Origin of the sequence: Ancylobacter sp. WKF20, assembly GCF_029760895.1 — a bacterium.
Classification (GTDB): domain Bacteria; phylum Pseudomonadota; class Alphaproteobacteria; order Rhizobiales; family Xanthobacteraceae; genus Ancylobacter.
The window spans coordinates 2,826,821-2,851,614 of record NZ_CP121679.1 but is presented as its reverse complement, the minus strand read 5'-3'; the positions used below and the strand labels follow the sequence as shown (position 1 = coordinate 2,851,614).

The window sequence follows — 24,794 nt, the reverse complement described above, 5'->3', positions numbered from 1 at the left end:
TCTTGCGATCTCGCGGTTTTTGCGCTCCCTCGGGCGGATTCGCACGGTGCGCGCGTCTCGCGCCGCCGGACGATCGGGTGTAAGCCCTGCGCCAAAGGCCGGGCAGGGAGGATGACATGGCTGAGATGCTGGATGAGGGCCGCGCCGCGACGGCGGCGGATAAGGCAGAGGTCGCCGCGGTGATCGCCGAACTCGCCGGCCATTTCGGTGACCGCCTCGCGCTCGGCCGCGCCATCCGCGAGCAGCACGCCAACACCATCACCTGGCTCGCCAATGAGGCGCCGGATGCGGTGGTGTTCGTCGAGAGCACCGAGGAAGTGCAGCGCGTCGTGCGGGCCTGCGCCAAGGCGGGCGTGCCGGTCATTCCCTTCGGCACCGGCTCCTCGCTGGAGGGGCAGGTGAACGCCCCGCGCGGCGGCATCTCCATCGACCTCTCGCGCATGAACCGCGTGCTGTCGGTTCACCCGGAAGACCTCGACTGCGTGGTCGAGCCGGGCGTGACGCGCAAGCAGCTCAACGAGCATCTGCGCGATGCCGGCCTGTTCTTCCCCATCGACCCCGGCGCGGATGCCTCGCTCGGCGGCATGGCCTCGACCCGCGCCTCCGGCACCAATGCGGTGCGCTACGGCACGATGAAGGACAATGTCATCGCGCTCACCGCCGTGCTGGCCAATGGCGAGGTCATCACCACCGCGCGCCGGGCCAAGAAGTCGGCGGCGGGCTATGACCTCACCCGCCTTTTCGTCGGGGCGGAGGGCACGCTCGGCATCATCACCAGCCTGACGCTGAAGCTCTCGGGTATCCCGGAGGCGATCTCGGCGGGGGTGTGCGCTTTCCCGACCATCCGCGCCGCCTGCGATGCGGTGATCCTGACCATCCAGTCCGGCCTGCCGGTCGCGCGTATCGAACTGCTCGACGAGGTGCAGGTGCGCGCCTGCAACGCCTACTCCAAGCTGAACCTTGCCGAGGCGCCGACGCTGTTCGTCGAGTTCCACGGCACGGAAGCGAGTGTGCATGAGCAGGCCGAGCGCTTCGGCGAGATCGCCCGCGATTTCGGCGGCGGCGATTTCAGCTGGGCGACGCGGCCGGAAGACCGCACTAAGCTCTGGCAGGCCCGGCACGATGCCTATTGGGCCTGCCTGCCGCTGAAGCCCGGCGCCAAGGCGCTGGCGACCGATGTGTGCGTGCCGCTCTCGCGCCTTGCCGATTGCGTCGACGAGACCAAGCACGACATCGAGGAAATGGGCATGATCGCCCCGATCGTCGGCCATGTCGGCGACGGCAATTTCCACACGGTGACGCTGGTCGACATGGACGACCCGCAGGATGTGGCCAAGGCCAAGTCCTTCATCTCGCGCATGATCGAACGCTCGCTCGCCATGGGCGGCACCGCCACGGGCGAGCATGGTGTCGGTCAGGGCAAGCGCAAATATATGGAAGCCGAGCACGGGGCTGAGACTCTGGCGGCGATGCGTGCCATCAAGGCCGCGCTCGACCCGCGGGACATCATGAACCCCGGCAAGATGCTGCCGTGAGTGGCGCCGACCCTGTTCGCCGCGTGAAGCCTGTTTCGGCTTTTGCGCTTGCGGGCCGGGCGCCGGGCGCGGCAGCATAGAGGTGCGAAAAATCTCAACAATCTCGCGGTAAACCGGCGGGAAGCGGCCGCGTCCCGAGCCGCGAGACCGGCCCATCGGCGCCGGACGACCGGAGGAGAGGCGTGCAGAACCTTCTGCTGACCATAGCGAGCGCCATCATCCTGGCCGTCGTCGCGGCCTTCGCGGCTCCGTTCGTGGTCGACTGGACGCAGTTCCGCGCGACCTTCGAGGCGCAGGCGGCGCGCACGCTCGGCGTGCCCGTGGTCATTCGCGGGCCGATCGACGCCCGCCTCCTGCCGAATCCGAGCTTCACCCTGCGCGATGTCGCCATCGGCCTGGACGCGGGCGGCACCGGCATCGTCGCGGGCGAGCTGAGCGGGCGCCTCTCGCTCGGCCAGTTGCTCAGCGGGCGCATCGTCGCCGACCGGGTGACGCTGGAGCGCGCCCGCATCCGCGTGGTGATCGGCGGCGATGGCCGCGTGGCGCTGCCCACCGGCACCAGCCGGCCCGCGCCGCTCTCCATCGCCGATCTGCGCCTGCAGAACAGCGCGGTGGAGCTGATCGACCGCGCCGGCGGGCATGACCTGACGCTGTCCGCCGTCAATCTCATGGGCGATCTTGGCGGCCTTGCAGGGCCGCTACGGCTGGAGGGACAGGTGGAGGCGGCGGGCGTGCTCCGCACGGTGCGGCTCGCCTTGGCGGCGGCCGAGGGGCCGGCGCGGCTGCGCCTCGGCGTGCAGGATGTCGGCTCGCCCTTCGCGCTCGATCTCGACGGCGTGCTGGCCTTCACCGGCGGGCGGCCGGGCTTCCAGGGCAAGGCATCGCTCGCCTCCCGCGTGCCCGGCGCTGGCGGGCCACCGCTGCGCGACGCCGACGGCGCGGTCCCGGCGCGTGATCCGCTGGCCGGCTGGAGCCTTTCCGGCACGGTGAACGCGACCTATCAGGCCATCGACATCACCAACCTCGCGCTTCAGCTCGGCAGCGGCGAGGTGCCGGTGGAGCTGTCGGGCAGCGGGCGCTACGTCGCCGCCGCGCCCGCACCCGCTCCGGCAAACGCTCCCTCCGCCGGCACGAGCGGCGATGCCGGCGGCTCGCGCCTCGACCTCACTCTGGCGGCACGCCAGATCGACCTCGGCGCGGCGACCGGCGGGGCCGCCCCGCTCGCGGCGCTCACCCGCGTCGCCCAGACCGTGGCGCCGCTGGCGGGCATTGCGCGCTCCGGTTCGCTCGACCTCTCCACCGACACGGTGCTGCTCGGCGGCGCGCCGATGCGCGCGGTCAAGCTCGGGCTCGACTGGTCGCCCGCCGGCTGGCGCGCCCGCTCCATCGAGGCGCGGCTGCCCGGCCGGGCGAGCCTCGCTTTGTCGGGCCGCCTGCCACAGGCCGCTGGCGCCGGCCAGCCGATACGTCCCCCGGCGGACGCCGCGCTGTTCACCGGCGACATGGCGCTCACCGCCGAAGACCTGCCCGCCTTCGCCGGCTGGGCCGCGCCCGAGGCGACCGCGCTGCTCGCCGGCCTGCCCGGCGGTGCGGTCTCGCTCAAGGCGGCCATCGCGGTCGGCGCGGACCGGGTGGCGCTTGACCGGCTGACCTTCACGCTGGGCGATCAGCTCGGCCTTACCGGCACCGCCGCCTATGCCTTCCCGGCCGAGGGCCGACGCGGCAAGGTGGACGCGGTGCTGGCCACCAAGGGCGTCGATCTCGACGCGCTGCTGCCGCCGCTGCGCCGGATGATCGGTTTTGGCGGCCAGCGCTTCGATGTCGGGCTGAGCTTTTCCGGCACGGATGTGCGCCTCGCCGGGGTCGGCGCGGCCGGTGCCGACGTCATCCTCAAGGCCGATGGCGGCGGGCTGGGTATCGAGCGGCTCGCCATCCGCAATTTTGGCGGGCTGGACCTCACCGGCTCCGGGCGGCTCACCGCGGCGGCGGAGAGCGATGGGCGCTTCGAGGCGCGGCTCACCGGCACGCGGGTCGACGGACTGCCGGCGCTGACCCGCGCGCTCGGCCTGCCGCAGGGCGAGGCGCTGGTCGCCGCGCTTGGACCGAGCCTTGCCCCGCTGGATCTCACCACCACGCTCACTTCCGACAAGGGGCGCCTCGCGCTTGAAGCGCGCGGCCGGCTCGGCGTGCTCAGCGGGGAGGGCTCGGCCCGCTTCGGCACGGCGCAGCCCTTGCAGATCGAGGCGGCGCTGACAGCGGCGGATGGCAGCGCGGTGCTCACCAAGCTCGGCGTTCCCGCCCTGCGCCCCGGCCTCGGCGCGGCGCAGGCGACGGTGTCCGTCGGCACCCGCACCGAGGCGCGCCTCGCCTTTGCCGGTGGCACGCTGGAGGCGCTCGGGCAGGTGGCGATCGAATCCGATGGCCGCGTGGCGCCGGACCTTGCCGTGACGCTGCGCGGGGCGGACCTTGCCCGGCTGTTCCCGGCGCTGACCAATGGCGGCGTCGCCCGCGTGCCGGCGGAGCTCACCGCCACGCTCGGGCGCGAGGGCCCGGTCTGGCGGCTGGAGGCGCTGACCGGCACCATTGGCGGCGAGCGCATTGACGGGCGCGCCGCTTATATCCCCGGCGAGACCGTGCCGCTGACGCTGGAACTGGCGCTCGACCGCTGGAGCCTTCCGGCGGCGCTGGCGCTCGGCACGGGGACGGTGGCGCTGCCGCCCGGACCGCCCGTGAGCGGCTGGCCGGATGGGCGCTTCGGCCCGCCGGCGCTCGGCCCGCTCACCGCCTCGGTGAAGCTCAGCCTGCGCCAGCTCGACCTGCCGGCCGGGCTGGTGCTGGACCTTGCCAAGCTGAACGCCCGCGTGGGTGAGGGCGTGGTCGCGGTGGAGGAGCTTTCCGGCGCGCTGGCCGGCGGGCGGCTCGCCGCGCGGTTCGATCTGCGCCGGCGCGGCGACAATCTCGCGGTCGATGGCCATCTCGCCGTGACCGATGCGGAAAGCGGGCCGCTGCTGCGCGCCGCCGGCGTCGAGCGGCCGGGTGCCAGCGCGGGGGTCACGCTCGCGCTCGACCTCACCGGCGCCGGGCGCTCGCCGCGCGGCATCGCCGCCAGCCTGCAGGGGCAGGGCAGCCTGGTGCTGGAGGGGTTGGAAATCCCCTTCAACGACCCGCGCGCGCTGCAATATGTCATGCTCGCCACCGAGCGCGGCCTGCCGCCCGAACAGGCGCGCATCGTACAGCTGCTCAATGAGGGGCTGTCGCGCGGGGCGCTCAAGCTGCCGCGCATCGAGAGCGCGCTGAGCGTGGTGAACGGGGTCGCGCGCTCCTCCACCGCCCGCGCGGCGCTGGGCGACCAGCGTTTCGCGCTGACCGGCGCCTTCGACATTCCCGCGCTGTCCTTCGAGACGACGCTGGAGATGGACGACATGTCCGGCACGAGCCCCACCGCATCCGGCGCCCCGCCCGGCGCCGGCGTGCAGTGGCGCGGGCCGCTGAGCGCCCCCGAGCGGCGCTTCGACATCACCGCGCTGGTCGCCGCGATCAACATGCGGGCGCTGGAGCGCGAGACCAAGCGGCTGGAGGCGGAATATGGCCGCACGCCGCTGACCGATGGCGGCCAGTCGACCCAGCCGCCGGCTCAAGCCCCCGCGCCGCAAGCCGCGCCCGCTACGCCTCAGATAACGCCGCAGGCCGCGCCGCAACCAGCGCCCCAGCCGGCCCCGCGCGCGGCGGCGCCCGCGCCCTCGCCGCGTCCCGCCGCGCCGCGCCCGGCGCCGCTCAACCTGCCGCAATACCCGCAGCCCGGCAGCGCCGCGCCGCCGCTGGCACCGCCCGTCGATATTCCCACGGATCCGCTGCGCAGCCCGATCATGGCGCCACCGCTGGCGCCGTGACGCCTCAGGCGGTGACGAACTCGTCCGCCGCATAGCCCTGCAGATAGAGCAGGGCGGTGAGGTCGCCATGGTTGATGCTGAACCGCGCGGCCGCCGCCACGGCGGGCTTGGCGTGATAGGCGACGCCGAAGCCGGCTTCCCCGATCATGGCGAGATCATTGGCGCCATCGCCCACCGCCATGGTGTCAGCGGGCTCAAGGCCCAGCGTCTCGCGCATTTCGACCAGCGCGGCGAGCTTGGCTTCCCGCCCGAGGATCGGCTCCTCGACAAGGCCGGCAAAGGCGTCGCCGTCGGTCACCAGCACATTGGCGCGGTCGGCGTGGAAGCCGATCATCGCCGCGACGCGCTGCGTGAACAGGGTGAAGCCGCCGGATACCAGGAGCGTGTGCGCGCCATTCGCCTTCATGGTGCGCACGAGCTCCGTGCCGCCGGGGGTGAGGCGGATGCGCTCGGCAATCACCTCATCCACCACGGCGAGCGGCAGGCCCTTGAGCAGCGCCACGCGCTCGCGCAAAGCGGGCTCGAAGGCGATCTCGCCGCGCATGGCGCGCTCGGTGATCTCGGCCACATGGGCCTTCATGCCGGCATAATCGGCCAGCTCGTCGATGCATTCCTGGCCGATCATGGTGGAGTCCATATCGGCGAGGAACAGCTTCTTGCGCCGCCCGGCGGCCGGCACCAGCGCCACATCGAGCGGTCGGCCGTCCAGCGCGGCGCGCAGGGCGACGATGTCGGCATCAGGCCCGACCGCGAATTCGGCGGCGATGCCGGGATTGAGCACCCGCGCCTCGCCCGCGTCCGGTACCGCTGCGCGGGCGCTCCTGAGGGCGTCCGCGTCCACCGCCGGGGCGGCGGGGTTGGCGATCAGCACGGCGAGGAGGGGAGCGATCTCGGACATGGCGGCAACACGCGGCTGGAACGGAGGAAACAACGCGGGACTTGCCGCCGGGGCGGCAACGGGCAAAAAGCGAGGGCGGCACGGCTGAGTGCGCCAACGGGGAGACGGGCGTGACGACAAAGGCGGAGCGCCCGCGCGCGGTGCTTATTGCAGGGCCGACCGCGAGCGGCAAGTCGGCGCTGGCGCTGGACCTCGCCGAACGGATCGGCGGCGTGGTGATCAATGCCGATTCGATGCAGGTCTATCGCGACCTGCGCGTGCTCACCGCCCGCCCGAGCGTGGAGGAGGAGGCGCGCGCGCCGCACCGTCTCTACGGCCATGTGGACGGGGCCGCCGACTATTCCGTGGCCCACTGGCTGGAGGATGCCCGCGCGGCGATCATCGAGGCAGAAACGACCGGGCAATTGCCCATCGTGATCGGCGGCACCGGGCTCTATTTCAAGGCGCTGACGCAGGGGTTGGCGCCAATGCCGTCGATCCCCCCCGAGGTGCGGGCGCGGGTGCGGGGGCTCGACCTGCCGGCGCCGGAACTCCACGCGAGGCTCATGGCGGTGGACCCGCAGACGGCGGCACGGCTGCGCCCCTCCGACACGCAGCGGCTGATGCGGGCGCTGGAGGTGTTCGAGGCGACCGGCCGCCCGCTGGCGCAGTGGCAGGCGGAGCGGGCGAGCGAGCCGGTGCTGCCCGGGAATGATGCGCTGAAGCTCTTTCTCGCCACCGACCGCACGGCGCTGCGCGACGCCATTGCCCGCCGCTTCCACCTGATGATGGGGGCGGGGGCGCTGGAGGAGGCGCGGGCCCTGCTGGCGCGCGGCCTGCCCGAGGACCGCACCATCCTCAAGGCGCATGGCGTGCCGTGGTTCGCGCGCCATCTCGCGGGCGAGATCGACCTTGAGGCGGCGATCGCGGGCGGCATTCTCGATACGCGCCGCTATGCCAAGCGGCAGGACACCTGGTTCCGCCATCAGCTGGAGGGCTGGACCGCGCTCCCGAAGGCCGAGGCGCAGGAATTGCTGCGCGCCCGCTTTGGCGGTGGCGCCTGATCGGTCAGAGGCAGAGGTCGCTCAATCCGGGATGATCGGCCGGGCGTGGGCCGGAACGGTCCCAGTGGAATTTGCGGTCGCCGGTGGCGATCGGCAGGTCGTTGATGCAGGCGAATCGCCGCTGCATCAGGCCGCTCTCGGCGAATTCCCAGTTCTCATTGCCATAGGAGCGGAACCAGTTGCCGGAATCGTCGTGCCACTCATAGGCGAAGCGCACGGCGATGCGGTTGCCGGTGAAGGCCCAGAGCTCCTTGATGAGGCGGTAATCCAGTTCCCGCGCCCATTTGCGGGTGAGAAAGGCGACGATTTCGGCGCGGCCGGTGGCGAATTCCGCGCGGTTCCGCCATTGGCTGTCCGGCGTGTAGGCGAGGCTGACGCGTTCGGGATTGCAGGAATTCCAGCCATCCTCGGCACCGCGCACCTTCTGGACGGCGCTCTCATGCGTGAAGGGCGGCAGCGGCGGGCGGGTCTCGGACATGGGCGTCTCCCTTGATCTCAGCGCCAGTCTCCTACCGGGCGACCGGCGCGGCTTGTCGAATCACCCGGTGGGGTCGCCAGGCGGCCATGTCCTCAGGCACGGGCCGGGCGCGAGGCACGGCGGACCGGCAGCGGGCGCAGGCGCAGCGCCACCTCGCTGGCGAGCGCAACCGCGAGGCCGGCGCCGAACACCCACCAGGCCGGGCGGATGGAATAGGAAAAGGCGAGATTGGCGGCGAGCACGCGGGCAGGGTCGATGCCGGTGGCGGCGAGATACCAGCCGGCTTCCAGCAGCGCCGTCAGCACCCCCGCCACGACCGCGAGGGCGACGAGGTTCAAGAGCCCCGTGCCGCGCCCGTAGCGCTGCATCAGCCGCCAGCCCATGAGCCAGACGAACAGGCCCGCCATCAGCGTCGGCTCGGTCACGTCGAGCTTCTGCTGCATGAAGAAATGCAGGATGCCGAGCGCGGTGGCCGGGTAAATCAGCGCGTGCAGGTGCTTCCAGCGCTCGCCACCGAGCCGACGCACCGCGCCGTCCCACGAGGTGGACGCCATGGCGGCGAAGGCGAGGAGGGCGATGAAGCCGATGGTGAGATAGATGCGCAGCACGATTTCCCGCGCCGCCATGCCGAGATCGCCGAGATCGACCAGATAGACCGCGAAATGAATGGTGAGCAGCAGCGCCGCGCCGAGGCCGAGCGTGCGGCGTGCGGCGAGCAGCTTCGGCCAGTTGAACAGCCGCCGGGCCGGAGTGACGGCGAGTGTGACCAGCAGCAGGCGGATGGTCCAGTCGCCGATGAAGCGGATGACCTCGATGAGCGGCCGGGCGCCAAGCGCCGGTTCGCCGGGCAGCGCGCCGCCGCCCAGTCCGCCGCCGCCCAGTCCGCCTCCACCCAATCCGCCTCCACCCAGGCCGGGTGGGGCGCCAAAGGGTGCAGGGGGCGCGAAGCCGCCGGAGAGCGCGCGCACGGCCAGCAGCACCAGCGGCAGCAGCACGACGAGCAGCGCGCCGATCTTCTCAGGGCTCAGCTTGCCGGAGGGTTCGCGCAGGAAGGGCATGAAGCGGGCGGTCCATGGCAGGAGGGTCTGCCCGCCTATACGCCCTCACGCGGGGCGCAATTTCAACGGCGCACCGCACGATGGCGTGAGCAGTCCATTCCCGTGCCCGTGCCGCAATGCGGCGTCAGTCCTCGGCGAAGATGCGGGTAACGTGGCCCATCTTCCGGCCGGGGCGGGCTTCCGCCTTGCCATAGAGGTGCAGATGCGCGCCGGGCTCTTCGAGCACGGCCAGCCACGTGTCGGCCTCGTCGCCGATGAGGTTGGTCATCTCGACCCGGCCGCGCCGGTCGGTGGCGCCGAGGGGCCAGCCGGCAATGGCGCGCACATGCTGCTCGAACTGGCTGGTCTCGCAGCCGTCCAGCGTCCAGTGGCCGGAATTGTGCACGCGCGGGGCGATCTCGTTGACGATGACGCCCTGCGTGCCCTCAACCACGACGAGGAACATCTCCACCGCGAAGACGCCGACATAGCCGAGCGCCTCGCCGATGCGGCGGGCGATCTCGGCGGAGACGGCGACGACCGCCGGCGAGACATCCGCCGGCACGGTGGAGCGGTGAAGGATGTGGTGGCGGTGCTCGTTCTCCGTCACCTCGAAGGCGGCGAAGCGGCCATCCTCGGTGCGGGCGGCGACGACGGAGACCTCGCGCTCGAAGGGCACGAAGCCTTCCAGGATCGCCGCATGGCGGCCGATGGCGGCGAAGGCGGCGGCGGCGTCATCGCCCGCACGGATGATGACCTGCCCCTTGCCGTCATAGCCGAAGCGGCGGGTCTTCAGCACGGCGGGCCGGCCGATCTCGGCCAGCGCGGCCTCGAGCTGGGCCTCGTCATTCACCTCGGCGAAGGGCGCGGTCTCGATGCCCAAGCGGGAGACGAAGGTCTTCTCCTCCAGCCGGTCCTGCGTGATGCCGAGCGCGCGGGCGCCGGGATGCACGGGCACATGGCTGGCGAGGAAGGCGGCGGTCTCCACCGGCACGTTCTCGAATTCATAGGTGACGACATCGACCGCCCCAGCGAAGGCTTCGAGCGCGGCGAAGTCGTCATAGGCCGCCTGCGTCACCGCATCGGCGACCTGGAAGGCCGGGCTGCCATCCTCGGGAGCGAAGATGTGCGCCTTCAGCCCCAGCGGGGCGGCGGCGAGGGCGATCATGCGGGCGAGCTGGCCACCGCCGAGAATGCCGATGGTGTCACCGGGCTTGAGGGTGCGGGACATCAGACGGGGCGCTCCGTGACGGCGGCGGTGCGGGCGGCGCGCCACGCGTCGAGGCGCTCGGCGAGCGCGGTGTCGGTGATGGCGAGCACGGCGGCGGCAAGGAGGCCGGCATTGGTCGCCCCGGCCTTGCCGATGGCGAGCGTGCCGACCGGGATGCCGGCGGGCATCTGCACGATGGAATAGAGGCTGTCGAGGCCGGAGAGCGCCTTTGATTCGACCGGCACGCCGAACACCGGCAGGCTGGTCAGCGCCGCCACCATGCCCGGCAGATGCGCCGCCCCGCCGGCCCCGGCGATGATCGCCTTATAGCCAGCGGCGCGGGCGCCCTTGGCGAAGCTGAACATGCGGTCCGGGGTGCGGTGGGCCGAGACGATGAGGCAGTCATGGCCGATGCCGAGCGCTTCCAGCGTCTCTGCGGCGTGGCGCATGGTCTCCCAGTCGGACTGGCTGCCCATGATGATGGCGATCGGGCGCGCGTCGCCTGCCGTCTGGTCGCTCATGCTGGTCCGGTTCCCCCGAAAAAGAAGGCGCGGATTATAGGAATCGCCGCCCCGCCGGCAAGCGCGAAGGCGCGGGCATCGTCAGGGCATGGTGCCGCGCCCTCCTCTAAGCTCCCGCGCCTTCCCGCCCGCCGACATGAAAAAGCGCGGGTAAGGTGGCATCATGCTTAACACGACCTTTACCGGCCGGCGGCAACAGTGCGGGCAAGGGTTTGCCTGGCGACAGCGTGGCCGCGAGGGTGTGGCTTCCGGGCGACGCCGGCGGCCGGAAGGCATGAATTGCGCGTTCGTGAGTTGAAGCCGTGCGACCCAAGCGCGGATGAGTGCGTTCCCGTCGCGAGAGTGGATGGGACGAGTGGAGAGAGCGATGGCCGGGCGTGGCGTGACTATCGGCGTGAGTTTCGGGGCGGGCCGCGCGCGGCATCTGGCGGGCACGGCGCTCGCGCTGCTGATGGCTGGCGTGCTGCTGATGCCGCTCGCCGCGTGGGCGCAGGAGAATTCCGGTGCGGCCATCGCCACCGAGCGCGCCGGCAATGGCACCGGCCAGCCGGTTGCCGCCTTCGATCCTGGCCGCGCCGGCATGACCAGCGCCGGGCAGGGCGCCGCGCTGCTGGCCGCGCTGGGCCATGACCCCGCGCCCTTCGATATCAACGACACCCGTCCGAAGACCGAGGCGCCGGCCAATCCGGCACCCGCCAGCGCGGCCCCGGCCAATCCGGTGACCCCGGCGCCTTCCGTCGGAAATGGCGCGCCGGAGACCGGCACCGGTACGGCGACGCCCGCCCCCGTCACGCCGGCGGCCGCGACCCCGGCCGCCCCGGCCACGGGCACCTCCACCCCGGCGACGGTCAGTGCGCCGCAGGCGCCCCGGCCGGATGCCGGCGTGTCCGAGCGGCTTACCGCGCTCATCTCCGACCGGCTGTCGCGCTACGCCCAGCGCCCGGCCGAGCAGCAGGCGCTCGCCGCGTTTTATGCCGCCCGCAACTTTCAGCCCATCTTCGTCGCGCAGGGCATGGTGACCCCGCTCGGCCTCGCCGCGCTCGGCGCCTTCACCGGCGCGGCGGCGGAAGGGCTGAACCCCGCCGACTACACCGTGCCGCCGCTGCCGGCTCACCCGGACGAGGCGGCGCTGGCCGATTACGAGCTGCGCCTCGCCGCCACCACGCTGGTCTATGCCCGTCATGTGCAGAGCGGGCGTTTCGACCCCAAGCGCATCTCCAAGGACGTCGATCCGAGCCCGTCCGTGCCGGACCCGCTCGATGTGCTCGCCACCGTCTCGGCGGCGGAGAATGCGGGCAAGGCCTATGCGTCCTTCGCCCCGCACTATGACGAGTATCGCCTGCTGAAGGCTCAGCTCGGCCGTCGTCTGGCGGAAGGGGCGGGCGTCGTTCACGCGCCGATCCCGGCCGGCCCCTCGATCCGCCCCGGTGACCGCGACCCGCGCGTGCCGCTGCTGCGTGCCCGGTTGGGCATTGGCGGGGCGCCGGATGATTTTGTCTACGACGCCTATCTCATGGAGGCGGTGCGCGACTTCCAGCGGCTTTCCGGCGCCAATCCCGATGGCATTGTCGGGCGCGGCACGCTCGCCGTGCTGAATGAGGGCGCGGGCGACAGCCTTGACGACATCATCGCCAACATGGAGCGGTGGCGCTGGCTGCCGCATCAGGTCGCGCCGACCTATGTGATCGTCAACATTCCCGAATACATGGTCCGCATCGTCGTCAACGAGCAGACCATCCATGAGACGCGCGTGGTCGTCGGCAAGCCCGAGAACCAGACGCCGCTGATGTCCGAGCAGATGCAGTACGCGGTGTTCAACCCGTCCTGGAACGTGCCGCCGGGCATCATCAAGAACGAGATGCTGCCCAAGCTGCAGGCCGACCCCTATGCGCTCGACCGCCAAGGCATCGACGTGGTGCGCAACGGGCGCATCATCGACCCCGGCACGGTGGACTGGAGCCGGGGCTCGCAGGGCTATGCGTTCCGGCAGGCGCCGGGCGAGCGCAACGCGCTGGGTCGCATGAAGTTCATGTTCCCCAACAAGCACTCGGTCTATCTGCACGACACGCCGAGCCGCGCGCTGTTTGCCCGTGACCGGCGCGCCTTCAGCCATGGCTGCGTGCGCGTGTTCGAGCCGTTGAAATTCGCCGAGGTGCTGTTCAGCGTCGGGCTGCCCGGCGATGGCTGGAGCCAGCAGCGAATCAACTCGCTCATTGGCGGCGACGAGAAGTACCTGAACCTGAAGCAGCGCTTCCCGGTCCATATCGTCTATTTCACCACCTATGTGGATGCCGAGGGGCAGCTGGTGTCGCGCGAGGACATCTACGGAATCAACGACGCCACCAAGGCGATGCTTGGGCTCAACGGCACGCGCGTGGCGGATCGTGGCGGAGTGGTGGCGCCACGGTGACGGCGCGGGTTTTGTTGCTGCCGTAGCGGAAGTATTGCGTGGTTTAACGTGTTGTTTCAGACACTGTTAACCAAGAATGCAGTTCAAAACGGTACAACATTACGAATTTTTTAGGTTGGCACTCTTTTGCCACAGTCTCCCCCTAGCCATGCTTCCGCAAGGTATGGCTTGGGGCGTAACGGCCCCTTAACCAAACCCGACAAGACTATGTTCACCATGTCCGGCCCGGTCGCTACCGACCGTGTCGTCTCAGGAAACGTTCCTTTCGGGTTTCGGGTACGGGTACGTGCGCATCACATCGGTTCTTCGCAGCAAACGCGCCGGCAAGTCCTCTGCCGCAGCGCGCGCCATCAAGACGGCCGCCCTCGCGGCGCTCGTCACTCTCGGCAGTGCCGACATGCTGCAGAACGCGGTGGCCAATGGCGACACGCGCACCATCACCCTGCACCACGTCCATTCCGGCGAGAGCGCCACGGTCACCTTTAAGCGCAATGGGCGCTATGACCCGGCGGCGCTGAAGCAGCTCAACGTTCTCCTGCAGGACTGGCGGCGCAAGGAGTCCACCAATATGGACCCGCGCCTGTTCGACATCGTGTGGGAAGTCTACCGCGAGACCGGCGCGACCCAGCCGATCCAGGTGATCGGCGGCTATCGCTCGCCCGAGACCAATTCCATGCTCCGCCAGCGCTCGCGCGGCGTCGCCAAGACCAGCCTGCACATGCAGGGCAAGGCGATGGACTTCTACATTCCCGGCGTGCCGCTGGCGAAGATTCGCGAGGCCGGCCTGCGGCTGGAGCGCGGCGGCGTTGGCTTCTACCCCACCTCCGGCTCGCCCTTCGTCCATATGGACACTGGCGGCATCCGCCACTGGCCGCGCATGACCCGGCCCGAGCTCGCCCGCGTCTTCCCCGATGGGAAGACCGTCCATATTCCCGCCGATGGCAAGCCGATGCCGGGCTACGCGCTCGCACTGGCTGAAGTCGAGGCGCGCGGCTCCGAGCCCGGCGGCGCCGGGGCGGCCTTTGCCGGCCTGTCCGGTGGCAATGATCCCAAGCGGACCGGCGCGGGCGGCAAGAACATTTTCGCGGCGCTGTTCGGCAAGGATGACGAGGAGGAGGCGGATACGGCCCCGGCCGCCCCGACCCGTCAGGCTCCTGCGGCGCGCGCTCCGGCGCCGGTCGCTGTAGCGGCGGCCGACGATGCCGAGGAAGCCCCCGTGCCCGCCAGTGCGCCCGCTATGGCTGCTCCGGCCGTCGTCGCGGCGGCCGCGCCCGTCGCCGTGCCGCTGCCGGCGCCGCACCCGCTTGGCCGTACCGTGGTCGCATCCGCGCCGGCCGCGACGCCCGCCGCCGCGACGGGCTCTCCGGCTGCGTCGGGCTCCTCGGCTCTGGCCGCGCTTGCCGCTGCCGTGCCGCTGCCGACGCCGCGCCATCAGCCGCCGGCTGACGCTACCGGGGTTCAGCCTGTCGTCGTCGCCAGCGCCGGCACCTTCGCGCCGCTGCCGCCGGCCCGGCCGGGCGAGGTCGCACGCGGCACGACGCCGGGCGCGACGGTCGGCCTTCCCGAAATCATCGTCGGTTCGCAGGGCGCCGCCCCGCCGCTCGCCTATGCGTCCGCCGCCGGCGACATGATCTTCCCGAGCGAGCGCCTCCAGCCCGGTCGCGCCCCGGCGCCGCGTGCCGCTGCCACACCGCCGACCGCTTCCGCCGCTGCGGCGCCCGCTGCCGCCGCGCCGAAGCCGGGCACGGCCGCGCATAATGCGGAGATGCAGGCGGAAATCCGCCGCCTGTTCAGCAGCCCGACCGTCTCGCGCAACGCCGTGCTGCGCACGCCGGAACTGCGGCGCTTCGCGGCCTTCGTCGCCCCGCCGCGCCAGGTGGTGGCGGGCGGCTTCACGCAGGGTGCGGCCAGCCTGCCGACCAGCCACTTCACTGCCGGCGCCGCCGTGGTCGCCGTGCCGGTGGTGGCGATGGTCTCCGGCGCCACGCCCCTCAAGAAGCCGCTCTGAGAGACATTCGTCGTCACATACTAAAAAGCCGGCCGGGGATGACCCGGCCGGCTTTTTCATGTCGAGCGATTGAGCCCGGTCAGCTCAGCATGCCCAGCGCCTGCATGTAGAGGTCGACGATCGCCTCATGCTCGGCCCGCTGGTCGGCATCCTGCTTGCGGATCTTCAGGATCTCGCGCAGCGCCTTGACGTCGAAGCCGGTGCCCTTGGCTTCGGCGAAGACGTCCTTGATGTCCTCGGCAATGGTCTTCTTCTCTTCCTCGAGGCGCTCGATGCGCTCGATGAAGGATTTGAGCTGCTCCTTGGCGAAGCCGGCGGCGGCATCGGACAGCGGCTGGTCGTTGGGAATGTCGGACATAGCGTCTCCGGGGGAACGGGCCGACCGCGGGCAGCAAGGTCCGGCGGCGTGTGGGTGAAAGCTGGGCCGGACAGGAAACCCAAGGATGGGGCGCCGTCAAGGCGGCGGGCCGTCACCAACGCGCGCAGGCTCCGGCTGCACCCGCTATCCACCGGCGGCCTGTGGATGATCCGCTCAGTGCTGGCCCGGTCCCTTGAACGCGGCCTTCTGCTCCGGGGTCGCCTCGCTCTGGTGGCGCGCCTTCCATTCCTCATAGGGCATGCCGTAGACGGCGACGCGGCTCTCCTCCTTGGTGAGGGGCAGGCCGCGCTGCTGGGCCGCGTCGAGATACCAGTTGCCCAGGCAGTTGCGGCAGAAGCCGGCGAGATTCATCAGGTCGATGTTCTGCACGTCGGTGCGGGCTTGCAGATGCGCCACTAGCCGGCGGAAGGCGGCGGCCTCCAGCTCGGTACGAGTGGCCGCGTCGAGCGCGGCGGGGGCGGTGGGGGTGTCGGTCATGTGGGCCTCCCGGTGATCGGGTCCGTGCGGTGCGCTCAGGCGAGCGTGTCTGGCGGATAGATAGGCGCGACCGGGCCGGTGCGCGAGCCATGCCACTCGATGCGGTGCAGCGCCTCTCCTTGAAGGATCGCCGGGAGCAGGCCGGCGAGCCGCTCGGCCCATTCCTCCTGCCCGTCCTCATCGGCGATGAGATCCTGCCGGATTTCCAGCAGCGTGCTGGCGAGACCCCGCCGTGTCGCATGGCGGTAGAGGCAGTCGCCTTTCAGCGCGCCGTCATAGGGCTCGTTGTCACCCACGATGAGGTCGCCCGGCGCTTCCAGCGCGTCGATCAGTTCGCGGGTGAAACGCGGGTCGGCATCCCACAGCACGGCGGCGTGCCAGGGCCGGGCGAGGCCGCGCCAGACAGGGGTGAAGCTGTGCATGGAGAGGATGGCGGGAATGACGCCCGCCGCCAGCGCCGCGTCGATCTCCGCGCCGATGGCTTCGTGATAGGGGCGGTGGAAACGGGCGATGCGCCGCTCGATCTCCGCTGCGTCGGCATGGCGGTTGCCGGGGATGATGGCGCCGTCCGAAATGCGCATCACCAGCGTCGGGTCGTCCTCGCCGCGATTTGGGTCGATCAAGAGGCGGGAGAAACAGGAGAGCACCGCCGGGCAGCCGAGGCGTTGGGCGAGCCGGCGTGTCACACCGGCGGCGCCGATGTCGTAGCCGATATGGCGGGCGAGCTGCTCCGCCGGCAGGCCGAGCGAGCCATAGGCGGGCGGCAGGGCGTTGGAGGCATGGTCGCACAGTAGGATCAGCCCGGTGGCCGGATCGCCGGCAAGGCGCTCGACGGGCGGGACGTCGTCCGGCCTCGTTATCTCCCCGGCATCGGGCGAGAGACGCGGATCGAGCGGCTCGTCGAGGGGCTGGGCGGGGTCGTGCGTCGGGAGGCGGCGCATATTTGCCTGTGCGATGCGACTAAGTGCGTAGAGGATAGTGACGTGGCATTCTGAGTGCCATAGGAATACGCCCGTTTCGCGTCGCGCGGGAGCGGGGGATTCGAGCCGGCGCGCGCTAAGGCATCATGGCGGACCAACCGCCGGCAGTGGCCCGATCGGGCGGGGTAGGGATTCGAGATGAGCGACACGTCGGCGCGTGCCTTTCTGGACAAGCTGTTTACCGCTGCGGTGGCGGCGGCCCATCCCTCGACCTGCCTGCCCCCCGTGCTGCCGCCGGCCCCGGCCAAGGGCCGCCTGATCCTGCTCGCCGCCGGCAAGGCCGCCGGCTCGATGCTGGAAGTCGCCGAACAGCATTATCTCGATGCGGGGCTCGATCCCGCGCGCCTCGCCGGCATCGGCGTCGCCCGCCATGGCTATGGCCGCCCCACCCGGCGTCTGGAGATGGTCGAGGCCGGCCATCCGGTGCCGGACGCGGCGGGTCTTGCCGGCGCGCAGAAGGCGATCGACCTCGCCGCCTCCGCGACCGCGGACGATCTGGTGCTGGTGCTGCTCTCGGGCGGCGCCTCGGCGAACTGGATTGCCCCGGCCCATGGCGTCGATCTCGACGACAAGCGCTCGCTCACTCGCGCCTTGCTGCGCTCGGGCGCCAATATCACCGAGATCAACACGGTGCGTAAGCATCTCTCGCGCATCAAGGGCGGTCGTCTCGCGGCGCTGTCGCAGCCCGCGCGCGTGGTGACCCTCGCCATTTCCGACGTGCCGGGCGACGATCCGGCGGTGATCGGCTCCGGCCCCACCGTGCCCGATCCCTCGACGCTGGCGGACGCCCGCGCCGTGCTGGCGCGCTACAAGATCGAACCGCCGGCCTCGATCGCGGCGGCGCTGCAGGATGCGGCGAACGAATCGCCCAAGCCCGGCGACGCGGCCTTCGCCAATGCCGCGTACCATCTCATCGCCCGCCCGGTGGATTCCTTCATCGCCACCGAGCGCCTGGTGCGCGAGGCGGGGCTGGAGCCGATCCTGCTCGGTGACAATCTGGAGGGCGAGGCCCGCGAGGTCGCCGCCGCGCAGGCGGCCAAGGCGCGCGAGCTGAAGGCCGCCGGCAAGCGGGCCGTGCTGCTCTCGGGTGGCGAACTCACCGTCACCATGCGCGGCCAGGGCCGGGGCGGCCCGAACCAGGAATTCGCGCTGGCGCTCGCCGTGGCACTGGAAGGCACGCCCGGTATCTATGCGGTGGCCGGCGATACGGATGGCACCGACGGCGGCGGCGGCGATGCCACCGATCCCGCCGGCGCCTATGTCGTGCCGGACACGCTGGCGCGCGCCCGCGCCGCTGGTCTCGATCCTGCCGCCTTTCTCGCCAATAACGATTCCACGGGGTTCTTCGAGCCTCTGGGCGATCTTCTGACGCCGGGCCCCACCTGCACCAACGTCAATGATTTCCGCGCCGTTTTCATCGACAGCTAAGCCGAACCCCTCCCGCTTCCGGCGGGCGCGGGCGCGCGTGCTGTTGGCGGCGGGCGTGCTGCCGGTGCTGGCCGCAACGCTGGCGCCGTCGCCGGCTGCTGCCGATTTCCGACTGTGCAACCGCTCCTCCAGCCGAGTCGGCATCGCGCTCGGCTACAAGGACGGCAATAGCTGGGCGACCGAAGGCTGGTGGAACATCGGCGCCAATAGCTGCGAGACGCTGCTGCGCGGCGATCTGGTCGCGCGCTACTACTATGTCTACGCGATCGACTATGACCTCGGCGGCGAATGGTCCGGCAAGGCCTATATGTGCACCCGCGAAAAGGAGTTCACCATTCGCGGCATCGCCGATTGCCTGGCGCGCGGCTATGACCGCACCGGCTTTTTCGAGGTGGATACGCAGGAGCAGAAGAGCTGGACGGTGCAGCTCACCGAGCCGCAGCGCTCCGCCGCTCCGGCGCCCGGCGATGGCCGAGCCACCCCTCCGGCGCCGCCGAAGAAGCCCTGACCGCGCTTTCCCTGACTGACCGCGCTTCGCTGGACGAGACATCGCATGAACAAGGGCCCGCCAATGGCGGGCCCTTTGCGTTTCGCGGGTGCTTGGCGGCCGCGCTCAGTCCACCGGCAGGGCGGTGAAGCGCACCTGACCCTCGGGGTCGGTGATCATGAGCAGGGCCGAGCGGCGCCCATCCTTCTTTAGTGTGGCCAGCCGGTTCTCGATGTCCTTGGGCGTCGCGGTCGCCTCCTGGTTGACCTCGACGATGAGGTTGCCCGGCGCGATGCCCCGTTCGGCGGCGACCGAGCCGGCCTCCACCGATATGACCACCACGCCCTTGAGCTCGTCCTTGATCTTGAAGCGGGTGCGCAGCTCGGGCGTCAGCTCGGCGAGTTCGAGGCCGAGCAGCTTCTGCGTCGCGACCTTCGGCGCCTCCGGCTTGGCGGGGGGCGCGTCCGGCGTCGCGGCGGCGGTTTCGGCCTCGTTGAGGCGGCCGACTGCGAGCTTCAGCTTCTGCTCGGCACCCTTGCGGATCACCACCACCTCGACTTCCTTGTCGACCGGCGTATCGGCGACGATGATCGGCAGGGAGCGGGTGTCCTTCACCTCCTTGCCGTCGAAGGAGACGATCACGTCGCCCGCCTTGATGCCGCCCTTGGCGGCCGGCCCATCCTCGGTGACGGCGCCGACCAGCGCGCCGCGCGCCCGGCCGAGACCGAGACTCTCGGCGATTTCCGGCGTTACCTGCTGGATGCGCACGCCGATCCAGCCGCGCCGCGCCTCGCCGAACTCCTTGAGCTGGGCGATGATCGGGATGGCGGTGTTGGAGGGCACGGCGAAGCCGATGCCGATGGAGCCGCCCGAGGGCGAGATGATGGCGGTGTTGATGCCGATCACATCGCCGTCCATGTTGAACAGCGGTCCGCCGGAATTGCCGCGATTGATGGCGGCATCGGTCTGCAGGAAATTGTCATAGGGCCCGCTATTGATGTCGCGGTTGCGGGCCGAGATCACGCCGACGGTGAGCGTGCCGCCAAGGCCGAAGGGGTTGCCGATGGCCATCACCCAGTCGCCGACGCGCAGCACGTCGGAATTGCCGAACTTCACCGCCTTCAGTGGCTTGCCCTCTTCCGGCGTCACCTTGAGCAAAGCGAGGTCGATTTTGGTGTCGCGCCCGACCAGCTCGGCCTTCAGCTTCGAGCCGTCGGCGAAATTGGCGTAGATCTCATCGGCATCGGCGATGACGTGGTTGTTGGTGACGATGAAGCCGCTCGCGTCGATCACGAAGCCCGAGCCGAGCGAGGAGACGCGGCGCGGCGCGTTGTCGTCGCCCTGCTGCTGGCGGCGCTTGAAGAATTCCTCGAAGAACTCCTCGAAAGGCGAGCCGGGCGGCAGCTCCGGCGTCGGCACGCTGCGCGAGGGCGCCACGGTCTGCGAGGTGGAGATGTTGACCACCGCGTCCATCACATTGGCGGCGGTGTCGGCGACCGAGTCGGGGCCCTTGACGGCCGCCGCGCCGGCCGGGTGCCCGGCAAGGCCGAGCGTGCCGCCGACGAGGCAGGCGAGCAGCAGCGCGGCCAGCTGGCGACGCAAGGGGCGGGCGCGCCGCGAGCCGGAGCGATCTCGCCGGGGCGTACCCGCCGCCGCATCAAACCCGTTGGTCATGCTGCCTCCTTCGCCGCAGGGGGAGGCGTCGCCGTCCCCGCTCTTACTAACCGAGGGGCTGACGCTAGCCCGGCGCCAAGCCGATGCAAGCCAAAAGCGCGCGAGCGGCACAGCCGAGGCGTCGCAGCGCGACACCCAACGCAAAAGGGGCGCCCGGTGGGGCGCCCCTTGCGAAATCGCGACGCGGCCTCAGCCGCGGATGATCCAGACCACCACGACGCCGATGACGGCGCCGATGAGGCCGGTGAGGCGCAGAGGCGGATCGGGCAGTTGCCCGATCGACTCCATGGCCCGGCGGACAGCGCCGGGAGCCGCCGCCAGCATCAGCCCTTCAATGACGAGGACCAATGCCAGGGCGACGATGAGATCCGACATTGCTCCGCCGGATCAGTTGGCGGGCGCTGCCGGGGCGGCGCCCGTAGCCGGAGCCACCGTCGGCGGCGTGCTCGGCACCGGGCTACCCGCCGGGTTCGGCGCGTTGAAGAAGCGGAAGAACTCCGAGGTCGGCGAGAGCAGCATCCGCGTCTCACCCTTCTTCAGCGACGCCTCATAGGCCTGCATCGAGCGGTAGAACTCGAAGAAGCCGCGGTCCTGGTTATAGGCCTGCGCAAAGATGTCGTTGCGCTGGGCATCGCCTTCACCGCGCAGCTGGTCGGCCGTCGCATTGGCCTCAGCCACGATGATGGTGGAGTCGCGATCGGCGCGGGCGCGGATGGTCTGGCCGGCTTCCGCACCCTGGGCGCGGATTTCGGAGGCCTCGCGCTGACGCTCGGTCTGCATCCGCTGGAACACCGCCTGGCTGTTGGCTTCCGGCAGATCGGCGCGGCGGATGCGGACATCGAGCACGCTGATGCCGAAATTGCCGGCCTCGCGGTTCACCTGATCGCGAATGCGCGCCATCAGGGTCTCGCGCTCGTCACGCACCACCTGGGTGAAGGTGGATTCACCCAGCACGCGGCGCAGCGCCGAGTTGAGGATGGTGGCGAGGCGGGAATTGGCGCCCTCCACATTGCCGACCGACTGGTAGAAGCGCAGCGGGTTGACGATGCGGTAGCGCGCGAAGGCATCCACGACCAGACGCTTCTGGTCCGCCGCGATGACTTCCTGCGAGGGGTTTTCGAGATCGAGGATGCGCTTGTCGATGAAGATCACGCTGTCGACCAGCGGGATCTTGGCGTTGAGGCCGGGCTGCTCGATCACGCGCACGGGCTCGCCAAAGCGCAGCACGAGCGCCTGCTGCGTCTGGTAGACGCTGAACAGGGCCGAGTAGAGGATGATGGCGCCTACCGCGACGAGAACGGCGAGAACGATACCAAGGCTGTTCTTCATTGGGCCGCTCCCTGGCCGGCGGTCGTGGGGGCGCGACGGGCGTCGAGGGCGCCCAGCGGCAGATAGGGCACCACGCCCTGGCTGCCGGCGGTGGACTGGTCGATGATGACCTTGTCCATGCCGTCGAACACGCGCTCCATGGTCTCGAGATAGAGGCGCTCGCGGGTGACGTCGGGGGCCTTCTGATAGGCGGTGAGCACGCTCAGGAAGCGGGAGGCCTGACCGCGCGCCTCGATGATCGCGCGCTCCTTGTAACCCTGCGCGCCCTGGGTGATGCGAGCGGATTCACCGCGCGCTTCCGGGACGACACGGTTGGCATAGGCCTGCGCCTCGTTCTGCAGACGCTCGGCGTCGGCGCGGGCGGCCTGCACGTCGCGGAAGGCGTCGATGACCTGCGAGGGCGGGTCGACCTTCTGCAACTGGACCTGGGTGATGAGGACGCCGGAGCGGTAGCTGTCGAGCGTCTTCTGCATCAGGTCGTGCACCGCCGTCTCGATGTTCTGGCGGGCGCCGGTGAGGATGGGCTGGATGTTGGTGCGGCCGACCACCTCGCGCATGGCGCTTTCCGCCACGGCCTTGATGGTGCCTTCCGGGTTCTGGACGTTGAACAGGAAGTTGGCGGCGCCGATATCCTCGGCCGAGCCGGCCGCGGCGGGCTTCACCATCCAGAACACGGCGAAGTCGACGTCGACGATGTTCTCGTCGCCGGTGAGCATCAGGCTCTCTTCCGACACGTCGCGCATGGCGGCGCCGCGGCGGGGATCGTCCCCGGTGCGGATGCCGATGTCGATGCGGTTGACGCGCGTGACCTGCGGGGTCAGCACGGTCTCGATCGGGTAGGGCAGATGGTAGTTCAGGCCGGGATTGGTCGTGCCGACGAACTTGCCGAAGCGCAGGACGACGCCCTGCTCGTCGGGCTCGACGCGGTAGAAGCCGGAAAGCAGCCACGCGACCAGCGCGATCACGACAACGGCAAGAATACCCTTGCCGCTGCCGACGCCTCCCGGAAGAGCGGTGCGGAGCTTTTCCTGGCCCCGACGGATCAGATCTTCGAGATCAGGAGAGTTGGGCCCTGACGATTGTGGGCCGGTACCCCAGGGACCACGCGGACCACCACCCCATGGTCCACCGCTCTGGTTCTTCCACGACATTCCGCGGCCACTCCGTTTGCGCGCCCGACAGGTATGGGGCTCGCAAACGCAGAACCACCAGACGCCACCGTGCAGAGGGGTTGCGTATCCTCCCGACGGGAGGCACGACGACGGCGGTTATAGGTGACGTGGCACCCGCTTACAACGCGCCTTCGCAGGGTGGCATATGGGTAACAAGACGCGCTTACGCAACGGTAGAGCGCATATGTGAACCATTACTCGCGTGCTCGACCTGTTCGCGCCCCGATGTCGGGTTGCGGTAATAGGCCAGCACATAGAGCCGGATCGCCGACGACAGGTTGCCCTGATTGCGACCCGAATCGATCGAGGCCACAATTTCCGACAGCGTCGTGCGACGGCTTGCCGCTATTTCCTTCAGCGCATCCCAGAACTGATCTTCCAGACTTACGCTTGTCTTGTGTCCTGCGATAACAATGGATCGCTTGACCACGGGACTCTTCATGTCTCGCCCTCTCGAACTCGCTTGTGCCCGTCCAGCGACATTTCTTTCCTTCGCTCTGAGGCCGCTTCCGTTGCACGCTGGGCCTTTGTGCGGCCGAACTCCAAACGTCGGGCGGCGGCTTTTTGTTCCGCCTCTTCGCGCGCAATCCGCTTTCGATGGCGGTGAAGATTCACGATGTCCGACATTGGTACTCCGCTCCGCACAATGATGTGGCGTCGTCTTTGATGGCCGTCAATGCCGTAATTCAGAATCCGATCACCAAACATTGCATCAGGAAAGGTGATCTTTGTGCACTCCCTGAGCTTTTTAACAGGTTTTGCGGCGTCGGAGCGTATTCAAAAGCCGCAAAAGCGCGGGATAGTGCGAAAATACACGTAAGAAGTGATCTATTTCGTCAGGTTCGGGCCGCAATCGCTGTCGCTTGGCGCCTGAGGACTGGTATGCCAGGCTTTTACGTTCATCACGCGTTCGTGATCGTGTGTTCGTCATAAATTCGGCGTGCAGTTCCCTTGCCGGACGCGGGACGTGCGCGCCGGAGCGTTCCCGTCTTGCGTGTGTCACAGGTAATCGCTACCGGTAGTATGTTCCGTTAGGACATGGTCCATGCCGGTAGGGATTGCAGCGGGTTCCCGAGGGCCGATCTACCTGGTCTACGGCTTCTATGTGCACCCAGGGTCCAATTGGCGCGCGGTGATGGCCGGCCAGATCGCCGATCTGCGGCGCTTCGGACTTCTCGATCGGGCCGCGCTCAGCATCGTCATCACCGACCCACACAACACCGCGGGAGTAGCCGACTTCGCGGCCGGTCTGTGCGAGGCGCCCGCCACCATCATCGTCCACGACGAAAATCGTTATGAATACTGGGCGCTGCATCACCTCTGGACGCTGGCCTGCGCGCACCCGGACGGGCGGGTCGCCTATCTCCACTCGAAGGGCATCAGCCGGAACATCCGGGTGCGCAGCCGGGTCGAGCGGGCACTCACCCGCGGCACGTTCGAGCACTGGGAGCGCTGGCTGATGCTGATGGAGCGCGACGGCATCGCGCTTGCGGGCATGTTCCCGGCGAGCGGTGGCTGGGTCTGGTATAATTTCTGGTGGGCGACCGCGTCCTATCTGGCCAGTTTACCCGAGCCGGAGGTGACCGCCGACCGTTACGCCTATGAAAGTTGGGTCGGTCGCGGCGCGTGCGGGGCGGCCCGCGAAGGGCTCTCGACGTTTTCAGGCTGCGTGCGAGCCTATTCTGCCGGCGAGGCGGACAGTCAGATGCACCAGATGACCCATTGGTCGGTCTCCCAGCACCCCTGGTTCCGCCGCCTGATAGAGGCGGTGCGCTGAGCTTGCCCGCGGTCCAAGGAGACGCGGGGCTCGGTGACCGGGGGCACATCGCCTTGGTGCA

General features: G+C 69.8%; 22 protein-coding genes. 8 read left to right on the top strand and 14 right to left on the bottom strand.

All coding sequences use genetic code 11. From position 1 onward, the window contains the following. Positions 1-125 precede the first annotated feature (125 nt). Together AncyloWKF20_RS13225 and AncyloWKF20_RS13220 are read left to right on the top strand one after the other, a co-directional pair. Complete coding sequence (locus AncyloWKF20_RS13225) at positions 126-1,535, top strand: FAD-linked oxidase C-terminal domain-containing protein (protein WP_279317968.1); 1,410 nt, start codon at positions 126-128, stop codon at positions 1,533-1,535. A gap of 182 nt (positions 1,536-1,717) precedes the next feature. Continuing rightward, a complete protein-coding gene (locus AncyloWKF20_RS13220) occupies positions 1,718-5,425 on the top strand; it encodes an AsmA family protein (RefSeq protein WP_279314498.1) in 3,708 nt (1,235 codons plus the stop codon). Positions 5,426-5,429: 4 nt separating this feature from the next. Here AncyloWKF20_RS13220 and serB read toward each other — a convergent pair whose 3' ends face one another. Then, on the bottom strand, positions 5,430-6,323 hold the full coding sequence (gene serB / locus AncyloWKF20_RS13215) for a phosphoserine phosphatase SerB (protein WP_279314497.1): 894 nt from the start codon (positions 6,321-6,323) through the stop codon (positions 5,430-5,432). 110 nt (positions 6,324-6,433) lie between these two features. Here serB and miaA point away from each other — a divergent pair, with 110 nt between their 5' ends. Continuing rightward, entirely contained in the window at positions 6,434-7,366 is a 933-nt protein-coding gene (miaA, locus tag AncyloWKF20_RS13210) for a tRNA (adenosine(37)-N6)-dimethylallyltransferase MiaA (protein ID WP_279314496.1), read from the top strand. Between the two features lie 4 nt (positions 7,367-7,370). On the opposite strand, the gene AncyloWKF20_RS13205 is transcribed toward miaA, so the two are convergent. The 4 genes from AncyloWKF20_RS13205 to purE all read right to left on the bottom strand — a co-directional run bounded on the left by AncyloWKF20_RS13205 (position 7,371) and on the right by purE (position 10,612). Beyond that, positions 7,371-7,844 carry a nuclear transport factor 2 family protein gene (locus AncyloWKF20_RS13205; RefSeq protein ID WP_279314495.1) on the bottom strand — a complete coding sequence of 158 codons (474 nt, stop codon included), beginning with the start codon at positions 7,842-7,844 and terminating at the stop codon, positions 7,371-7,373. Between the two features lie 92 nt (positions 7,845-7,936). After that, a complete protein-coding gene (locus tag AncyloWKF20_RS13200; protein ID WP_279314494.1) occupies positions 7,937-8,902 on the bottom strand; it encodes a ferric reductase-like transmembrane domain-containing protein in 966 nt (321 codons plus the stop codon). Positions 8,903-9,026: 124 nt separating this feature from the next. Next, positions 9,027-10,112: a 5-(carboxyamino)imidazole ribonucleotide synthase gene (locus tag AncyloWKF20_RS13195; RefSeq protein ID WP_279314493.1), complete on the bottom strand. Its 1,086-nt coding sequence runs from the start codon at positions 10,110-10,112 to the stop codon at positions 9,027-9,029. After that, entirely contained in the window at positions 10,112-10,612 is a 501-nt protein-coding gene (gene purE, locus AncyloWKF20_RS13190) for a 5-(carboxyamino)imidazole ribonucleotide mutase (RefSeq protein WP_267584990.1), read from the bottom strand. Before purE ends, AncyloWKF20_RS13195 begins: the two co-directional genes overlap by 1 nt. Before the next feature lie 367 nt (positions 10,613-10,979). On the opposite strand from purE, the gene AncyloWKF20_RS13185 reads away from it, so the two are divergent. Continuing rightward, positions 10,980-13,022: a L,D-transpeptidase family protein gene (locus tag AncyloWKF20_RS13185; RefSeq protein WP_279314492.1), complete on the top strand. Its 2,043-nt coding sequence runs from the start codon at positions 10,980-10,982 to the stop codon at positions 13,020-13,022. 349 nt (positions 13,023-13,371) lie between these two features. Continuing rightward, a complete protein-coding gene (locus AncyloWKF20_RS13180; protein ID WP_279317967.1) occupies positions 13,372-15,030 on the top strand; it encodes a DUF882 domain-containing protein in 1,659 nt (552 codons plus the stop codon). A 79-nt stretch (positions 15,031-15,109) separates the two neighbouring features. Here AncyloWKF20_RS13180 and AncyloWKF20_RS13175 read toward each other — a convergent pair whose 3' ends face one another. The 3 genes from AncyloWKF20_RS13175 to AncyloWKF20_RS13165 all read right to left on the bottom strand — a co-directional run bounded on the left by AncyloWKF20_RS13175 (position 15,110) and on the right by AncyloWKF20_RS13165 (position 16,827). Then, entirely contained in the window at positions 15,110-15,388 is a 279-nt protein-coding gene (locus AncyloWKF20_RS13175) for a DUF2312 domain-containing protein (RefSeq protein WP_213757108.1), read from the bottom strand. Between the two features lie 174 nt (positions 15,389-15,562). Beyond that, a complete protein-coding gene (locus AncyloWKF20_RS13170) occupies positions 15,563-15,886 on the bottom strand; it encodes a DUF1244 domain-containing protein (protein WP_279314491.1) in 324 nt (107 codons plus the stop codon). A 35-nt stretch (positions 15,887-15,921) separates the two neighbouring features. After that, complete coding sequence (locus AncyloWKF20_RS13165) at positions 15,922-16,827, bottom strand: N-formylglutamate amidohydrolase (RefSeq protein WP_279314490.1); 906 nt, start codon at positions 16,825-16,827, stop codon at positions 15,922-15,924. Between the two features lie 177 nt (positions 16,828-17,004). Between AncyloWKF20_RS13165 and AncyloWKF20_RS13160 the strand changes: the two genes are divergently transcribed. Further along, positions 17,005-18,294 (top strand): glycerate kinase, encoded by a 1,290-nt coding sequence (locus AncyloWKF20_RS13160; protein WP_279314489.1) that lies wholly within the window; start codon positions 17,005-17,007, stop codon positions 18,292-18,294. Continuing rightward, positions 18,263-18,802 carry a DUF1036 domain-containing protein gene (locus tag AncyloWKF20_RS13155; protein WP_279314488.1) on the top strand — a complete coding sequence of 180 codons (540 nt, stop codon included), beginning with the start codon at positions 18,263-18,265 and terminating at the stop codon, positions 18,800-18,802. Before AncyloWKF20_RS13160 ends, AncyloWKF20_RS13155 begins: the two co-directional genes overlap by 32 nt. 105 nt (positions 18,803-18,907) lie before the next feature. On the opposite strand, the gene AncyloWKF20_RS13150 is transcribed toward AncyloWKF20_RS13155, so the two are convergent. From AncyloWKF20_RS13150 to AncyloWKF20_RS13125, 6 genes are all read right to left on the bottom strand, one after another. Then, entirely contained in the window at positions 18,908-20,455 is a 1,548-nt protein-coding gene (locus tag AncyloWKF20_RS13150) for a Do family serine endopeptidase (RefSeq protein ID WP_279314487.1), read from the bottom strand. Between the two features lie 189 nt (positions 20,456-20,644). Further along, positions 20,645-20,830 (bottom strand): DUF2065 domain-containing protein, encoded by a 186-nt coding sequence (locus tag AncyloWKF20_RS13145; protein ID WP_267584996.1) that lies wholly within the window; start codon positions 20,828-20,830, stop codon positions 20,645-20,647. 12 nt (positions 20,831-20,842) lie between these two features. Then, positions 20,843-21,784 carry a protease modulator HflC gene (locus AncyloWKF20_RS13140; protein WP_279314486.1) on the bottom strand — a complete coding sequence of 314 codons (942 nt, stop codon included), beginning with the start codon at positions 21,782-21,784 and terminating at the stop codon, positions 20,843-20,845. Beyond that, entirely contained in the window at positions 21,781-22,935 is a 1,155-nt protein-coding gene (hflK, locus tag AncyloWKF20_RS13135; RefSeq protein WP_279314485.1) for an FtsH protease activity modulator HflK, read from the bottom strand. The genes AncyloWKF20_RS13140 and hflK overlap by 4 nt, the downstream gene beginning before the upstream one ends. A 184-nt stretch (positions 22,936-23,119) precedes the next feature. Further along, positions 23,120-23,398: a ribbon-helix-helix domain-containing protein gene (locus AncyloWKF20_RS13130; protein ID WP_279314484.1), complete on the bottom strand. Its 279-nt coding sequence runs from the start codon at positions 23,396-23,398 to the stop codon at positions 23,120-23,122. Then, entirely contained in the window at positions 23,395-23,583 is a 189-nt protein-coding gene (locus AncyloWKF20_RS13125; RefSeq protein ID WP_279314483.1) for a DUF4169 family protein, read from the bottom strand. The genes AncyloWKF20_RS13130 and AncyloWKF20_RS13125 overlap by 4 nt, the downstream gene beginning before the upstream one ends. 418 nt (positions 23,584-24,001) lie before the next feature. On the opposite strand from AncyloWKF20_RS13125, the gene AncyloWKF20_RS13120 reads away from it, so the two are divergent. Beyond that, a complete protein-coding gene (locus tag AncyloWKF20_RS13120) occupies positions 24,002-24,733 on the top strand; it encodes a hypothetical protein (RefSeq protein WP_279314482.1) in 732 nt (243 codons plus the stop codon). Positions 24,734-24,794: the final 61 nt, after the last annotated feature.

Bases quoted from the DNA above. Each gene is read 5' to 3' on its own strand.
- purE (WP_267584990.1), bottom strand. From the start codon at position 10,612: ATGAGCGACCAGACGGCAGGCGACGCGCGCCCGATCGCCATCATCATG.
- AncyloWKF20_RS13175 (WP_213757108.1), bottom strand. From the start codon at position 15,388: ATGTCCGACATTCCCAACGACCAGCCGCTGTCCGATGCCGCCGCCGGC.
- AncyloWKF20_RS13185 (WP_279314492.1), top strand. From the start codon at position 10,980: ATGGCCGGGCGTGGCGTGACTATCGGCGTGAGTTTCGGGGCGGGCCGC.
- AncyloWKF20_RS13120 (WP_279314482.1), top strand. From the start codon at position 24,002: ATGCCGGTAGGGATTGCAGCGGGTTCCCGAGGGCCGATCTACCTGGTC.
- AncyloWKF20_RS13160 (WP_279314489.1), top strand. From the start codon at position 17,005: ATGAGCGACACGTCGGCGCGTGCCTTTCTGGACAAGCTGTTTACCGCT.
- AncyloWKF20_RS13225 (WP_279317968.1), top strand. From the start codon at position 126: ATGCTGGATGAGGGCCGCGCCGCGACGGCGGCGGATAAGGCAGAGGTC.
- AncyloWKF20_RS13140 (WP_279314486.1), bottom strand. From the start codon at position 21,784: ATGAAGAACAGCCTTGGTATCGTTCTCGCCGTTCTCGTCGCGGTAGGC.
- AncyloWKF20_RS13165 (WP_279314490.1), bottom strand. From the start codon at position 16,827: ATGCGCCGCCTCCCGACGCACGACCCCGCCCAGCCCCTCGACGAGCCG.
- AncyloWKF20_RS13205 (WP_279314495.1), bottom strand. From the start codon at position 7,844: ATGTCCGAGACCCGCCCGCCGCTGCCGCCCTTCACGCATGAGAGCGCC.
- serB (WP_279314497.1), bottom strand. From the start codon at position 6,323: ATGTCCGAGATCGCTCCCCTCCTCGCCGTGCTGATCGCCAACCCCGCC.
- AncyloWKF20_RS13145 (WP_267584996.1), bottom strand. From the start codon at position 20,830: ATGTCGGATCTCATCGTCGCCCTGGCATTGGTCCTCGTCATTGAAGGG.
- AncyloWKF20_RS13125 (WP_279314483.1), bottom strand. From the start codon at position 23,583: ATGTCGGACATCGTGAATCTTCACCGCCATCGAAAGCGGATTGCGCGC.
- AncyloWKF20_RS13130 (WP_279314484.1), bottom strand. From the start codon at position 23,398: ATGAAGAGTCCCGTGGTCAAGCGATCCATTGTTATCGCAGGACACAAG.
- AncyloWKF20_RS13155 (WP_279314488.1), top strand. From the start codon at position 18,263: ATGATTTCCGCGCCGTTTTCATCGACAGCTAAGCCGAACCCCTCCCGC.
- AncyloWKF20_RS13150 (WP_279314487.1), bottom strand. From the start codon at position 20,455: ATGACCAACGGGTTTGATGCGGCGGCGGGTACGCCCCGGCGAGATCGC.
- AncyloWKF20_RS13195 (WP_279314493.1), bottom strand. From the start codon at position 10,112: ATGTCCCGCACCCTCAAGCCCGGTGACACCATCGGCATTCTCGGCGGT.
- AncyloWKF20_RS13200 (WP_279314494.1), bottom strand. From the start codon at position 8,902: ATGCCCTTCCTGCGCGAACCCTCCGGCAAGCTGAGCCCTGAGAAGATC.
- hflK (WP_279314485.1), bottom strand. From the start codon at position 22,935: ATGTCGTGGAAGAACCAGAGCGGTGGACCATGGGGTGGTGGTCCGCGT.
- AncyloWKF20_RS13170 (WP_279314491.1), bottom strand. From the start codon at position 15,886: ATGACCGACACCCCCACCGCCCCCGCCGCGCTCGACGCGGCCACTCGT.